We start from the raw sequence: 12,837 nt of genomic DNA, 5'->3' as shown, positions 1-12,837 counted from the left end.
TGGATGAACGGGATGTCGAGCAAGGGGCGATGGCGGGCGATTGCCAAAGCTCTCCGGCAGTCGTAAGAAGCGGCCATGACCCAGAAGAGCAAAAAGATCGACGAGGAAGCGCTGGCGGAGGCCTATAACCGCGCGCTTGCCCTTGAAAAGTCCGGCAATTTCGACGCCGCCGCGGCCGCCTACCGCGAAGTGCTGGAGCTCGATCCCGAAGATCACGGCGGAGCTTCGGTCAGGCTTGCGTCCATGGGACGGGGCGAGACGCCGCTCAAGGCTCCGGATGCCTATGTCGCGACCCTATTCGACCAGCATGCGGACGTCTTTGACAACGTGCTTGTCGAGCAACTCGGCTATTGCGTGCCGCTCCTCGTCCGCCAGCGCGTCCAGGCCCTGGAACTCGGGCCGTTCAAGCGGGTGCTCGATCTCGGCTGCGGCACGGGGCTGACCGGCGGCGCGTTGCGCGACCTGGCGGAGGACATCACCGGCATCGATCTCGCCGAGAACATGGTCGAGATCGCCCATGAGAAGGACCTCTACGAGACGCTCTATGTCGCCGAAGCGGTCGATTTCCTCGACGACAACGAAGAGGCGCCGTTCGACCTGATCGTCGCCACGGATGTGCTGCCCTATATGGGCGCACTGGAGGCCCTCTTCTTCGGCGCCGTCGACAATCTCGTACCGGGCGGCCTGCTGATCTTCTCCAGCGAAACCCTTCCCGATCAGACATTCGCCGGCAGTCCCTTCATGGTCGGCCCGCATCAGCGCTTCGCCCATTCCGAAGCCTATCTGCGCGACCGGCTCATCGCGACCGGATTCGAGATCGTCGAGGTGACCGACATCACCGTACGCATGGAAGAAGGTCAGCCCATTGCCGGGCAATTGGTGATCGCCCGCTTTCTCTGACCCGGTCGGTCGGCAAGAGACGACACTCGGCCTTCCGCCTTCCGCTCAATTCCGCTAAATCTTCGGCCAAATCGAAACGGGAGCATTCGCAATGGCCAAAGTCGCATTCATCGGTCTCGGCGTCATGGGTTATCCTATGGCCGGCCACCTCAAGGTTCGCGGTGGGCATGAGGTGACCGTCTACAACCGCACCGCCGCCAAGGCGGAGCGTTGGGCAGCCGAGTTTGGCGGGCGCGCGGCGGCAACGCCGGCAGAGGCGGCAAGGGGCCAGGATTTCGTTTTTGCCTGCGTCGGCAATGACGACGACCTGCGTTCCGTCACCACCGGAGAGGACGGAGCTTTCGAGGCCATCGGCTCCGGCGCAGTCTTCATCGACAACACGACCGCCTCCGCCGCGGTGGCCCGGGAGCTATATGCCGCCGCCCGCGAAAAGGGCGCGCATTTCATCGACGCTCCGGTCTCCGGCGGCCAGGCGGGTGCCGAAAACGGTGTCCTGACGGTGATGTGCGGCGGCGATGCCGAGGTCTTCGATCGGGCCAAGCCGGTCATCGACGCCTATGCGCGCATGGTCGGGCTGATGGGGCCGGCGGGAGCCGGCCAGCTTACCAAGATGATCAACCAGATCTGCATTGCCGGCCTCGTTCAGGGCCTCGCCGAAGGCATCCATTTCGGCAAGAAGGCGGGACTCGACATCGAGAAGGTGATCGAGGTCATCTCCAAGGGCGCGGCTGGCTCCTGGCAGATGGAAAACCGCCACAAGACGATGAATGCCGGAAAATACGACTTCGGCTTTGCCGTCGACTGGATGCGCAAGGACCTCGACATCGTCCTCGCCGAAGCACGGCGGAACGGCGCCAAGCTGCCCGTTACCGCGTTGGTCGACCAGTTCTATGCCGAGGTCCAGGCCCTTGGCGGTAGCCGCTGGGACACGTCCTCCCTGCTCGCCCGGCTGGAGAAATGACGCCTGCGCCGGCCTCATCGGCGGAAGAGCTCATCGATCATCTGCGTGGCCATGCTTCGGCGGAGAACCGTGCAGGCATGGCGCGCTTCGGCATTGCAACCGAAACGGCGCTCGGCATTTCCAATGTCGAGCTTCGCCGTGTCGCCCGGCTGGCGAAGACCAATCAATTCCGCGCGCTGGCGCTGTGGCGCTCCGGCATCCGTGAGGCGCGCATCCTGGCGGCCTATACCGCCGATCCCAAGGTATTGACGCTCGACGAGGCACGGCTTTGGGCGGCCGACTGCAACTCCTGGGAAATTGTCGACACGGTAGCCGACCTGTTCGTCGCCGCGCGCTTCGAGCAGGTGCTGATCCCGGAATTCGCCCGCGACAACCGCGAATTCGTCCGCCGCCTCGCCTTCGCAATGATCGCCACCTGCGCCGTGCATCTGAAGCGGGAACCTGATGCGGCGCTGCTCGCCTGGCTGCCTCTGATCGAGGTCCACGCCGAAGACGAACGCAACTTTGTGAAGAAGGCGGTAAACTGGGCCCTGAGACAGATAGGCAAGCGCAACGCCGCCTGCCACGGACCTTCCCTGGCGCTTGCGGAAAAGCTTGCCGCCAGCGGCAATCGCGCGGCGCGATGGACGGGCAAGGACGCCGTTCGAGAATTGACCGGTGCAAACGTGCGAGGCAGGCTCGGCCTCACGAGCGGAGAACGGTTGTCGGCAGGAAAGTCAGACGGATAGAAGCAAAAGTTTCACTTTTGCCTCAACTGCGAACGGACCTAGTCGTCGTTCGATTTCGCCTGATCGATGACCATGTAATCGAGCGGCAATTGCGTCGTATATTTGATCTGCTCCATGGCGAAGGCCGAGGAAACGTCGCGGATTTCGATCTTGGCGATCAGCCGTTTGTAGAAGGCGTCATAGGCGGCAATATCCGGCACGACGACGCGCAGCAGATAATCCACGTCGCCGCTCATGCGGTAGAACTCGACCACCTCCGGAAAATCGGCGACCACTTCGGAGAAGCGGCGCAGCCATTCCATCGAGTGGGCGTTGGTGCGAACCGAGACGAACACCGTCACCTTGGTATTGACCTTGACGGGATCGAGAAGCGCGACGCGGCGACGGATGACGCCGTCCTCTTCCATCTTCTGGATGCGCCGCCAGCAAGGGGTCGTCGAAAGCCCGACCTTCTTGGCGAGGTCGGCAACGGCCAAAGTCGAGTCTTCCTGCAAGAGGCGCAGGATCTTGCGGTCCAGACGGTCCATAGCAAATCCTCTCGAATATTTTTCCCTCTATAGCGCGGAATTCATGAAGATAAAGAAAATTGTTTCAGCGGATCAAAGCCTCGACGCGGCCGCGCAGGAACGGAAGCAGTTCCGCCTCGAACCACGGGTTCCTCCGCAACCAGCCGGTGTTGCGCCAGCTGGGATGCGGCATGGGCAATACGGCGGTGCCGAAATTGCGCGCCGCATAGCGGCGCCATCCGCGCACGGTCTCGGTCATGGATTTCGGACAATCCGCGCCGAGATGCCAGCGCTGCGCATAGTGGCCGACCGCCAAAACCAGCTCGATCTGCGGCATGGCATTCATCACCCTGTGCCGCCAACGCGGCGCGCATTCGGCCCTCGGCGGCAGGTCGCTGCCATGTCTGTCGTAGCCGGGGAAGCAGAATCCCATCGGCACAATTGCAAAGTTGGACGGGTCGTAAAAGGTTTCCCGATCGACCGCCAGCCACTGCCGCAGCCGGTCACCCGAAGCATCGTTGAAGGGAAGCCCGCTCTCATGCACCCGCAAGCCCGGCGCCTGGCCGGCGATCAGGATCCGGGCATTGGCGGAGAGGACTGCCACGGGCCGCGGCTCATGCGGCAGCCGATGGCCCTCGCCGCGCGCCGGATCGTCGCGACAGAGGCGGCAGGCCGCGATCGCGGCACGCAGTTCCACCAGCCGTTCCTCGGCATTAGGCACCGACGATCTCCCTCGCGAACCTCCAAATCTGGTCTTCGAGCCACTGAAGGATAAGTTCGAGCCAGTCGCCGGCCTGGTGCGGCGCCTCCTCGGCCTCGCCTTGGGATCGGCGCCATTCCTGCGGCCGGGCGAACGCCCCCGCCCACAGGCCTGCACGGCGATTTCGCGCCTGTTCCTCCTCGTCACGATAGAGCCCATAGCTGACCGCAAGACCGGAGAGAACCATCTCGCGGCCGATGTCGCGCCCGCCGGCTTCGCAGAGGCCGAGCTCGCGGCCGTACCGGTCGCGGCCATGCAGGCGACAGCGCGTCGTCCTCCCTTCGACGAGTTCGGCCAGGCGCCGCCTTGCTTCCGCACCGCAGTCCCAGCTCGTCGTGCCACGCCGGCACGTCTGGTCGATCTCGGCAGCATCGATGCCCTCGATCCTGACGCGACGGCCGGCGAGCCGCAGGCTGTCTCCGTCGCTCGCGACGGCGGCGCCGAGCAGTTCCCCGGTAACGGCCTTTTCCGGTGGCGGCAGACTAGAGGCAACATAGGCGCCAAAACTCAACAGAAGCAGGAACACCCAGCCGCCGATCAGGCTGCCGCGTCCCTCCGAGCGATTGCTCCGCTGCGCAACGCTTCCCGGACGCCCAAAAACGAAGCGCCGTCCGGGAGCCGCCGGCTTTCCGCCACCGACGATACGGAATTTGCGGTGCCCTGGTTTCAAACGGCGACCTCTCTGTCTGGCATCAGGCAAAAACGCAATCGCGCCACAATGGTTGTCGAATCCTTCCAGCGGGCAGCAACTTCTTAAGGATTGCATCCTAGACTTCAAAGCCAAACGCAATCCCCGACCCACGAAGCATGAGCATCGCCGTCAGCACATCGACTGATAAGATCATCGTCGACAAGTCGCGAAACCATCGAAACAAAGCCGTTTCGAGGGCGGTGCGCGCGACTCGCCAGCGCCTGCAGACCGGCTCCTCCGCCCCTTCCGGCTTCGACCGCGAAATGCTCCTCCTCCACGTCGATGCCGTATTGCACGGCGCTATCGCCGTCCCCCTGCTCGTCGGCCTGATTTCGGCTATCGGGCTCTACCTTTCCGAGCAGCCGAGCATCCTCTTTTGGGGCCTGATGACGCTCTCGGCCCACGCGGCCACCGTTTACCTTGCCCGCAAGGCGAAGCGCCAGAACATCGGCACGGAGAAAGTGGCCATCTGGCGCCGCCGCTTTCTCGCCGGTCAATTGCTGATGGGGCTTTGCTGGGCCATCTTTGCCCTGCAGGACTGCAGTGCCTGTGGCGACATCCAGTTCGCGCTCTTCGAAGGAACCGGGCTGTTCATTGCGCTTGCCGCCACCGCCATGGGCACGTTTCTGCTGCGCAACGCCCTGGTCTACACTTTTCTCCCCGTGGTCGCCGCGCTCGGCTTCACGTCATTGGCGGGCGGTGACCCTATACATGTCGGCATGACCGGCATCCTGTCGCTTTCGCTCGTTTTCCTCGCCTTCATGACCGAGAGGATGAACAAGGCCAATGTGCATATCCTCTCCATGCAATCGGAAAAGGACGACCTGATCGCCGAACTCGAGGTGGCGAAGTCCATGTCGGACGAGGCGCGCCGGCGCGCCGAAGAGGCGAACCTTGCCAAGTCCCGCTTCCTTGCATCGATGTCGCACGAGCTGCGCACGCCACTCAATGCCATTCTCGGCTTCTCGGAAGTGATGTCGACGGAAGTGCTGGGTCCGCTGAACAACCCGACCTACAAGGAATACACGGTCGACATTCACCGCTCCGGCGAGCATCTCCTGAACCTCATCAACGAGATCCTCGACCTTTCCCGCATTGAAGCCGGTCGCTACGAACTCAACGAAGAGGCCGTCAATCTCGTTGAGATCGCCGAGGATTGCATCGGCATGGTGCAGCTGCGCGCCCGCAGCAAGAACATAACCATCGAGCCGCAGTTCGAACAGGCGATGCCCTCCGTCTGGGTCGACGAGAAGGCGTTGCGCCAGGTTGCTCTCAATCTCCTGTCGAATGCAGTGAAGTTCACGCCGTCCGGCGGAGAAATCACTGTCAAGGTCGGCTGGACCGCCGGCGGCGGGCAATACATCTCCATCAAGGACAATGGCCCAGGCATTCCCGAGGAGGAAATTCCGATCGTGCTGTCCGCCTTCGGCCAGGGCTCGATCGCCATCAAGAGCGCCGAACAGGGCACCGGCCTTGGCCTGCCGATCGTCCAGGCGATCCTCGCCAAGCACAATGGCCAATTCATCCTGCGCTCGAAGCTTCGCGAAGGCACCGAGGCGATCGCCATCCTGCCGCCCCGCCGCGTCCTTCAGAGCCTTCCTCCGGTCGAGGACGCCCCCTCGCCGGCGCGCCGCCGCAAGAGCTTCGCCTAATCGAGCGCCGCCGGCGGCTGCGCTCAGCCAAGATAGCGGGCTAGAAATACCACGTAAAAGGCGTAGGTGGCGTTCGCCAGGATGAGGCACAAGCACGCGAAGGATCCAAGATCCTTGGCGTGCTTGCCCATTTCCGAGATTTCCGGCGAGACACGGTCGACGATCTCTTCGATCGCCGTGTTGATCGCTTCGAACGCCATCATCAGCAGGAACAGGATGGCCATCGCCACATATTGAAAGAAGCTGGCGCCGGCGATCACGAAGGCGACCATTGCCACCGCGAAGGCGATCAGTTCGTGGCGAAAGGCCGCCTCGCCGACAAGCCGCTTCGCGCCGCCAAGCGAATAGCTCGCGGCCGCAAAGAGATGGCGGATGCCCTTATGCTTGGTGAACGGGGCGGTTCGACCGTTTGGGGTGGTGTTCTTGGCGTCCATTTCGTCTCGACATGCTTCAAACTGCGAGCTTCGACATTGCGATTGCGGCGAATGCGAGGCCGACTTCAATTGAAGAGCGCGCGCCCCGTGTCTGCGGATAAGCGAGAAGACGCCCGGCATCAAGACCGCAGCCGCCAAGCATACCATGGCAGACAGTCGGCCGACAGGAAGCGGCGAAGCCGCGGCTTCAGTCCTTGTTGCTGACGCCGGCCTGGGCGAAGGTCGCCATTCCGCCATGGCAGGCGGCGGCCGCCTTGACGATGCCCGCGGCAAGTGCGGCGCCGGTGCCCTCGCCGAGCCGCATGCCGAGCGCCAGGAGCGGCGTCTTGCCGAGCTTTTCGATGGCGCGGATATGCCCTGGCTCTCCTGAGACATGACCGATCAGGCAATGGTCGAGTGCCGCCGGATTGGCGGCCTTGAGGATCGACGCGGCCGCCGTTGCCACGTAGCCGTCGATGATCACCGGCACCTTCTGCATGCGTGCCGCGAGAATGGCGCCCGCCATGGCCGCGATCTCGCGTCCGCCGAGGCGGCGCATCAGTTCAAGCGGATCGGACAGGTGATCGCGATGCAACGCCACCGCCTTCTCGACGGCGGTAAGCTTGCGCTTCAGCACCTCGCCCTCGGAGCCGGTCCCCGGCCCTACCCATTCCTCGGCCGTCCCGCCATAGAGGCCGAGGTTGATTGCGGCGGCAATCGTGGTGTTGCCGATGCCCATCTCGCCGATGCAGAGCAGGTCCGTGCCGCCGGCGATCGCCTCCATGCCGAAGGCCATCGTCGCCGCGCAGTCGCGTTCGGAAAGCGCCGCTTCCTCGGTGATGTCGCCAGTCGGATAATCGAGGGCGAGGTCGAAGACCTTGAGCCCGAGGTCGTGGGTGACGCAGATCTGGTTAATGGCCGCCCCGCCGGCGGCGAAATTCTCCACCATCTGCGCCGTGACCGACGATGGGAACGGCGTGACGCCCTGCCGGGTCACACCGTGATTGCCGGCAAAAATCGCGACCAGCGGCCGGTTGACGGCAGGCGGACGGCCCGTCCAGGCGGCGAGCCAGAAGGCGATTTCCTCAAGACGGCCGAGCGCTCCCGGCGGCTTCGTCAGTTGCCCATCGCGCTCGCGCGCCGCAACGAGCGCCGCCGCATCGGGACCCGGCAGGTTACGCAACAACTCGCGGAAATCATCAAACGGCAGACCGCTGGCACTCATTGGGAATCCTTGCATGTCCGAAGGGGCGTTCGGTGCCCCTCATAGAGGCTGCTATCGCTTCCGGCAACGGCATTTGCGCCAAATGCTGTCCACGGAGCATGATCCGGCAAAGGGCCGGCGATTCGGGCGGCTGCGGCCTGGGAGAGACAATGCGCTTTGTCGGCGATTTCTGTGATGATCTGATGCGGTCGATTGCGTTCCTGAGCCGCATCCCCATGCCTGAGCGGCACTTCACGGGCCATGACGGCCGATTGAGCCGCGCCGTGCGCGCTTTCCCTCTCGCAGGCATCCTGATTGCCTTCCCTGCCGCGCTGCTCGCCGCGCTCTTGGACGTGCTTCAGGCGAGTTCGCTGTTCACCGCCTTCCTGATCGTCGGCGTGCAGGCGCTCGTCACCGGCGCGTTGCACGAGGACGGCCTCGGCGACACTGCCGATGGCCTCGGCGGCGGCCGTGATCGCGAGAGAGCGCTGGCGATCATGAAGGATAGCCGCATCGGCACCTATGCAGCGGTGGCCCTCATACTCTCCTTCGGACTTCGCGTTTCGGCACTCGCGGCCTTCCTGCCGCTACTCTCCCCCATCGGGGCCGCCTTTGCGCTTCTCGGGACCGCCGCCCTCAGCCGCACGGCCATGGTCTGGCACTGGTCGCGCCTGCCGCCGGCCCGCCGCGACGGAGTTGCAGCCGCGGCCGGCGTTCCAGAGCCACGCGCCACATCGCAAGCGCTTGGTTCAGGGGCGATCCTCTCGCTTCTGCTGTTTTACGCTGCCGGCGTTTCTCTGATTGCAGCCCTGCTCGCTTTCGTTGCCCTGGCCTTCACCGTGTTGGGTTTTGGGCGGACCGTCTCCCGCAAGCTCGGTGGCCATACGGGGGACACGATCGGCGCCGCGCAGCAGCTGACGGAGATCGCCGTCCTCGGCGCTCTTGCGCTGGCCATCTGAAAGGCCGATATAAATCGACGAAGCCAACAGAGCACGCCAAGCCGATGGAATCTCCCTGCATTCTTGTCTGCGCGATCGACGACCGGACAGGCTACTGTTTCGGCTGCGGGCGTACGCGGAATGAAATCGGCTCCTGGACGCTCTACACCGACCAAGAGCGGCATAGCATCATGCAGGCGCTGCCGGCCCGGCTCGAGACCGTCGAGCGCAAGCCGCGGCGGGAAACCCGCCGGGCACGCTTGGCGCGGGAACGAAGCGGCGCATGAACCGTCTGATCCTTCTGCTGGCAATCCTCGCCATCGGCCTCGCGCTCCTCCTTTTCAATCACGACAGCGGTCAGACTCTCGGCATGAACAATGACGACTTCGGCCAGCTTGTCTCGCTCGCGGCCATTGCGACGCTGCTTGCGGCCGGCATTCTGCGCAGCCGACGCCATTTCGGCGAGAGTCTGCGCCAGATCGCCGTATGGCTGCTGATCGCCGTCGGGCTTGTCTCCGGCTATGCCTATCGCGTCGAGCTTCAAGCCTTCGGCGACCGGGTGCTCTCGGAACTCGTGCCCGGCCGGACGATGGTCGTCACCGACAGCGAGGGGCAGCCGGAAGTCGTGCTGCGCAAGCGCCTCGACGGCCACTTCCAGGCCGACGCGACGATCAATGGCCAGGAGGTCAGCATGCTCGTCGACACCGGAGCGAGCAGCATCGCCCTGACCTACGAGGACGCCGAGCGGGTCGGCCTCGATCCGTCCGGCCTCGGCTATACCCTGACAGTGATGACGGCGAACGGCCCGGCGCTCGCTGCGCCGGTGACGCTGGAGGAGTTTGCGATCGGCCCGATCGAGCGCCGCAATATCCGCGCGACCGTCGCCGCCGAAGGCAAGCTCGACCGCAGCCTGCTCGGCATGAGCTTCCTCTCGACCCTCGACACCCTGCAGATGCGCACCGATGAGCTGCGTCTGAGGGACTGACGCTTATCGTCGGGTCGTCAGTTCCGCAGCCTGTACCCGGTGCGGAAAATCCAGGTCAGGACGGCCATGCAGATCGCCAGGAAAGCGACAATGATCACGGCGCTCGCGAGCGGGTTGACGTCGGAGATCTCGAAGAAACTCCAGCGGAAACCGCTGATCAGATAGAGCACCGGATTGAAGTGGCTGACGGCCCGCCAGAAGGGCGGCAGCATGTCGACCGAGTAGAAGCTTCCGCCCAGGAAGACGAGCGGCGGAACGACCAGCATCGGGATCAGGTTCAGTTGCTCGAAGTCTTTCGCCCAGATGCCGATGATGAAGCCGAACAGGCTGAAGGTCACCGCCGTCAGCACGAAGAAGAAGATCATCGCGAAGGGATGGGCGATGCTGAGATCGACGAAGAGCGAGGCGGTGATCAGGATGATCGTGCCGATCATCAGCCCCTTGGTCGCCGCCGCGCCGACATAGCCGAGAACGATTTCCAGCATCGAGATCGGCGACGACAGCACTTCGTAGATCGTCCCCGTGAACTTCGGGAAATAGATGCCGAAGGAGCCGTTGCCGATGCATTGCGTCAGCAGCGTCAGCATCATCAGCCCGGGCGTGATGAAGGCGCCATAGGAGACGCCGTCGATCTGCTGGATGCGCTCGCCGATCGCCGCACCGAAGACGATGAAATAGAGCGATGTCGAAATGACCGGCGACACTACGCTTTGCAACAGGGTGCGTCGCGTACGCGCCATCTCGAAGAAATAGATGGACTTGATTGCCTCGATGTTCATCGCCCCGCCTCCACGATCTCCACGAAAATGTCCTCGAGCGAACTCTGCTGCGTCGAGAGGTCCCGAAGCCTGATGCCGGTCTCGGCGAGCGCTGCGAGCAGCGCGGTGATGCCGGTGCGTTCGGCGCTCGTGTCGTAGTCGTAGATCAAGCTCTGGCCATTGTCCTCGAGTGTCAGATTATAGGACGACAAGGAATCCGGGATACGCTCCAACGGCTGGGCGAGATCGACGCGCAACTGCTTACGGCCGAGCTTGGTCATCAGCGCATTCTTGTCCTCGACCAGAAGAATTTCACCGCCGTTGATGACGGCGATCCGGTCGGCGATCTCTTCCGCTTCCTCGATGTAATGCGTCGTCAGGATGATCGTCACGCCCGAGGCGCGCAGCCGCTCGACGACCTCCCACATGCTCTTGCGAAGGCTGACGTCGACGCCGGCGGTCGGCTCGTCAAGAAAGAGTACGCGCGGCTCGTGCGACAGCGCCTTGGCGATCAACACGCGCCGCTTCATGCCGCCGGAAAGCTCGCGGAGCATGTTGTCCTTCTTGTTCCAGAGCGACAGGTCCTTCAGCACCTTCTCGATGTGGGCGGGGTCCGGCTTCTTGCCGTGCAGGCCGCGTGAGAAGGAAACGGTGTTCCACACCGTCTCGAAGGCATCGGTCGTCAGTTCCTGCGGCACCAGCCCGATCATCGCCCGCGTCTGCCGAAAGTCGCGCACGACGTCATGGCCATTGACCGTGACCTCGCCGTCGCTCGGATTGACGATGCCGCAGATGATCGAGATCAGCGTGGTCTTGCCGGCGCCATTCGGCCCGAGCAGGGCGAGAATCTCCCCCTCCTCGATCTCGAGGCTGACGCCCTTCAGCGCCTCGAAGCCTGAGGCATAGGTTTTCGACAGGTTCGAAACGGAAACAATAGGAGCCATGAAAAACAAATCCGGAAAGCGGGCAAATATCGGCGGGTTGCCGCTCTATATGGGCCAATTCGCGCTGTTTTGCAGCCCGTCCCAGACAAATTTCCGGTGACGCACCGTTCACGGACGCCGATAGATGGTCATCGCTTCGTCCCCTCCCGGCAGAAGATGTCTTGGAGGGCGGTGATCAATCGCACAGCCCTTTCTTCGGCAAGGCGATAGAAGATCTGCTTGGCGTCGCGCCGCGTCGCAACGATGCCCGTCTCCCGCAGCACGGTCAGCTGTTGCGACAAGGTCGGCTGGTGAATGCCGAGCATCTCTTCCAACTGGCCCACCGAACGCTCGCCGTCGGCGAGCGTAGCGACGATCATCAGCCGGTTCTGGTTTGCAAGCGTCTTGAGAAGCGCCGCCGCTTCGCCCGCCTGCCCGCCCATGTCCCGACCGAGGTTTTGACATTTGGTGACCGTTCGCATCTCCATTCAGCCCCATGCCGCTCCCTTCAGCGCATTGAGCGGAAACTTCAAATAGCGCGCGCCGTTGGCCTCCGGGTCCGGCAAGCGGCCGCCACGAATATTGACCTGCAATGCGTGCAGGATCAGCTTCGGCATCGGCAGCGTCTTGTCGCGTGCCTCGCGCAATTGAACGAACTGATCCTCGCTCACGCCGGCGATATGGTGATTGCAGCGCTTCTCCTCGCCGACCGTGCTTTCCCAGCGCGGCTCGCGACCTTCCGGGCGGTAATCGTGCCCGGTGAAAACCCGGGTTTCGTCCGGCAGCGCCAGGATCTCGCCGATCGAATGCCACAGCTGACGCGCGTCACCCCCGGGGAAATCCGCCCTTGCCGTGCCGCTGTCGGGCATGAACATCGTGTCGTGGACGAAGGCTGCGTCGCCGACGACATAGGTGATGGAGGCAAGGGTGTGGCCCGGCGAATAGAGCACCCGGGCTTCGATCGATCCAAGGGAGAAGCGCTCGCCCTCGTCGAAGAGATGGTCCCACTGCGACCCGTCCGCCTCGAGCTCCGGCCAATTGTAAATATCCTTCCAGAGCTTCTGCACCCGCACGATCCCGGATCCGATGCCGGTCGGCGCACAGGTCCGTTCCTTCAGATAGGCCGCGGCCGAAAAATGGTCCGCATGCGGATGGGTGTCGAGGATCCATTCGACCGTCAGGCCGTTCTCCGCGACATAGTCGAGGATCAGATCCGCCTGCACGGTCGCCGTCGCACCCGACTTTTCATCGAAATCGAGAACCGGGTCGATGATGGCGCAACGCTTCGTGGCCGGATCGGAGACGACGTATTGGATGCTGCATGTGCGACACTCGTAAAAGCCTTTGACTTCCGGTTTTGCAGTTGCAGCTGCCGGCATGGGTCCCCTCCATATCATCACTATATATTTAAATATAAT

16 protein-coding genes are annotated in these 12,837 nt (G+C 63.4%); 7 read left to right on the top strand and 9 right to left on the bottom strand.

The window, feature by feature from the left end:
• Positions 1-75: 75 nt before the first annotated feature.
• The 3 genes from CO664_RS06940 (at position 76) to CO664_RS06930 (ending at position 2,589) form a co-directional block, all read left to right on the top strand.
• Positions 76-900 carry a class I SAM-dependent methyltransferase gene (locus CO664_RS06940; RefSeq protein WP_097538247.1) on the top strand — a complete coding sequence of 275 codons (825 nt, stop codon included), beginning with the start codon at positions 76-78 and terminating at the stop codon, positions 898-900.
• Positions 901-970: 70 nt separating this feature from the next.
• Positions 971-1,861 (top strand): NAD(P)-dependent oxidoreductase, encoded by an 891-nt coding sequence (locus CO664_RS06935; RefSeq protein ID WP_272938887.1) that lies wholly within the window; start codon positions 971-973, stop codon positions 1,859-1,861.
• Positions 1,858-2,589: a DNA alkylation repair protein gene (locus tag CO664_RS06930; RefSeq protein ID WP_037424185.1), complete on the top strand. Its 732-nt coding sequence runs from the start codon at positions 1,858-1,860 to the stop codon at positions 2,587-2,589. The genes CO664_RS06935 and CO664_RS06930 overlap by 4 nt, the downstream gene beginning before the upstream one ends.
• A 38-nt stretch (positions 2,590-2,627) precedes the next feature.
• On the opposite strand, the gene CO664_RS06925 is transcribed toward CO664_RS06930, so the two are convergent.
• The 3 genes from CO664_RS06925 to CO664_RS06915 form a co-directional block, all read right to left on the bottom strand.
• On the bottom strand, positions 2,628-3,116 hold the full coding sequence (locus CO664_RS06925) for an Lrp/AsnC family transcriptional regulator (protein ID WP_037424182.1): 489 nt from the start codon (positions 3,114-3,116) through the stop codon (positions 2,628-2,630).
• A 64-nt stretch (positions 3,117-3,180) separates the two neighbouring features.
• Positions 3,181-3,816, bottom strand: coding sequence for a uracil-DNA glycosylase family protein (locus CO664_RS06920; protein WP_097538246.1), 636 nt, complete (start codon positions 3,814-3,816; stop codon positions 3,181-3,183).
• Positions 3,809-4,525, bottom strand: a complete 717-nt coding sequence (locus CO664_RS06915; protein ID WP_097538245.1) for a thermonuclease family protein — start codon at positions 4,523-4,525, stop codon at positions 3,809-3,811. The genes CO664_RS06920 and CO664_RS06915 overlap by 8 nt, the downstream gene beginning before the upstream one ends.
• Positions 4,526-4,662: 137 nt before the next feature.
• Here CO664_RS06915 and CO664_RS06910 point away from each other — a divergent pair, with 137 nt between their 5' ends.
• Positions 4,663-6,198, top strand: a complete 1,536-nt coding sequence (locus CO664_RS06910; protein WP_037424175.1) for a HAMP domain-containing sensor histidine kinase — start codon at positions 4,663-4,665, stop codon at positions 6,196-6,198.
• Positions 6,199-6,221: 23 nt separating this feature from the next.
• On the opposite strand, the gene CO664_RS06905 is transcribed toward CO664_RS06910, so the two are convergent.
• Both CO664_RS06905 and cobT read right to left on the bottom strand, forming a co-directional pair.
• A complete protein-coding gene (locus CO664_RS06905) occupies positions 6,222-6,632 on the bottom strand; it encodes a diacylglycerol kinase (RefSeq protein WP_037424173.1) in 411 nt (136 codons plus the stop codon).
• A gap of 187 nt (positions 6,633-6,819) precedes the next feature.
• Positions 6,820-7,836 (bottom strand): nicotinate-nucleotide--dimethylbenzimidazole phosphoribosyltransferase, encoded by a 1,017-nt coding sequence (cobT, locus tag CO664_RS06900; protein ID WP_097538244.1) that lies wholly within the window; start codon positions 7,834-7,836, stop codon positions 6,820-6,822.
• Positions 7,837-7,985: 149 nt separating this feature from the next.
• Here cobT and CO664_RS06895 point away from each other — a divergent pair, with 149 nt between their 5' ends.
• The 3 genes from CO664_RS06895 to CO664_RS06885 are packed head-to-tail and all read left to right on the top strand — an operon-like array spanning position 7,986 to position 9,738.
• The gene (locus CO664_RS06895) at positions 7,986-8,774 is read left to right on the top strand and encodes an adenosylcobinamide-GDP ribazoletransferase (RefSeq protein WP_037424168.1); all 789 of its coding nucleotides are present in this window, start codon (positions 7,986-7,988) and stop codon (positions 8,772-8,774) included.
• 44 nt (positions 8,775-8,818) lie between these two features.
• Positions 8,819-9,040, top strand: coding sequence for a DUF1289 domain-containing protein (locus CO664_RS06890; protein ID WP_037424164.1), 222 nt, complete (start codon positions 8,819-8,821; stop codon positions 9,038-9,040).
• Positions 9,037-9,738 carry a TIGR02281 family clan AA aspartic protease gene (locus tag CO664_RS06885; RefSeq protein ID WP_097538243.1) on the top strand — a complete coding sequence of 234 codons (702 nt, stop codon included), beginning with the start codon at positions 9,037-9,039 and terminating at the stop codon, positions 9,736-9,738. Before CO664_RS06890 ends, CO664_RS06885 begins: the two co-directional genes overlap by 4 nt.
• A gap of 17 nt (positions 9,739-9,755) precedes the next feature.
• Here the strand turns inward: CO664_RS06885 and CO664_RS06880 are convergent, their stop codons facing one another.
• The 4 genes from CO664_RS06880 to CO664_RS06865 form a co-directional block, all read right to left on the bottom strand.
• Positions 9,756-10,517, bottom strand: a complete 762-nt coding sequence (locus CO664_RS06880; protein ID WP_097524918.1) for an ABC transporter permease — start codon at positions 10,515-10,517, stop codon at positions 9,756-9,758.
• Positions 10,514-11,440 carry an ABC transporter ATP-binding protein gene (locus CO664_RS06875; protein ID WP_097538242.1) on the bottom strand — a complete coding sequence of 309 codons (927 nt, stop codon included), beginning with the start codon at positions 11,438-11,440 and terminating at the stop codon, positions 10,514-10,516. The genes CO664_RS06880 and CO664_RS06875 overlap by 4 nt, the downstream gene beginning before the upstream one ends.
• 128 nt (positions 11,441-11,568) lie before the next feature.
• Positions 11,569-11,907, bottom strand: a complete 339-nt coding sequence (locus tag CO664_RS06870; RefSeq protein WP_037424155.1) for a metalloregulator ArsR/SmtB family transcription factor — start codon at positions 11,905-11,907, stop codon at positions 11,569-11,571.
• Complete coding sequence (locus CO664_RS06865; RefSeq protein ID WP_037424151.1) at positions 11,908-12,798, bottom strand: MBL fold metallo-hydrolase; 891 nt, start codon at positions 12,796-12,798, stop codon at positions 11,908-11,910.
• Positions 12,799-12,837: the final 39 nt, after the last annotated feature.

This window comes from Sinorhizobium sp. NG07B (genome assembly GCF_002532005.1).
GTDB lineage: Bacteria > Pseudomonadota > Alphaproteobacteria > Rhizobiales > Rhizobiaceae > Sinorhizobium > Sinorhizobium fredii_C.
This window is presented reverse-complemented; position numbering and strand designations above follow the sequence as displayed.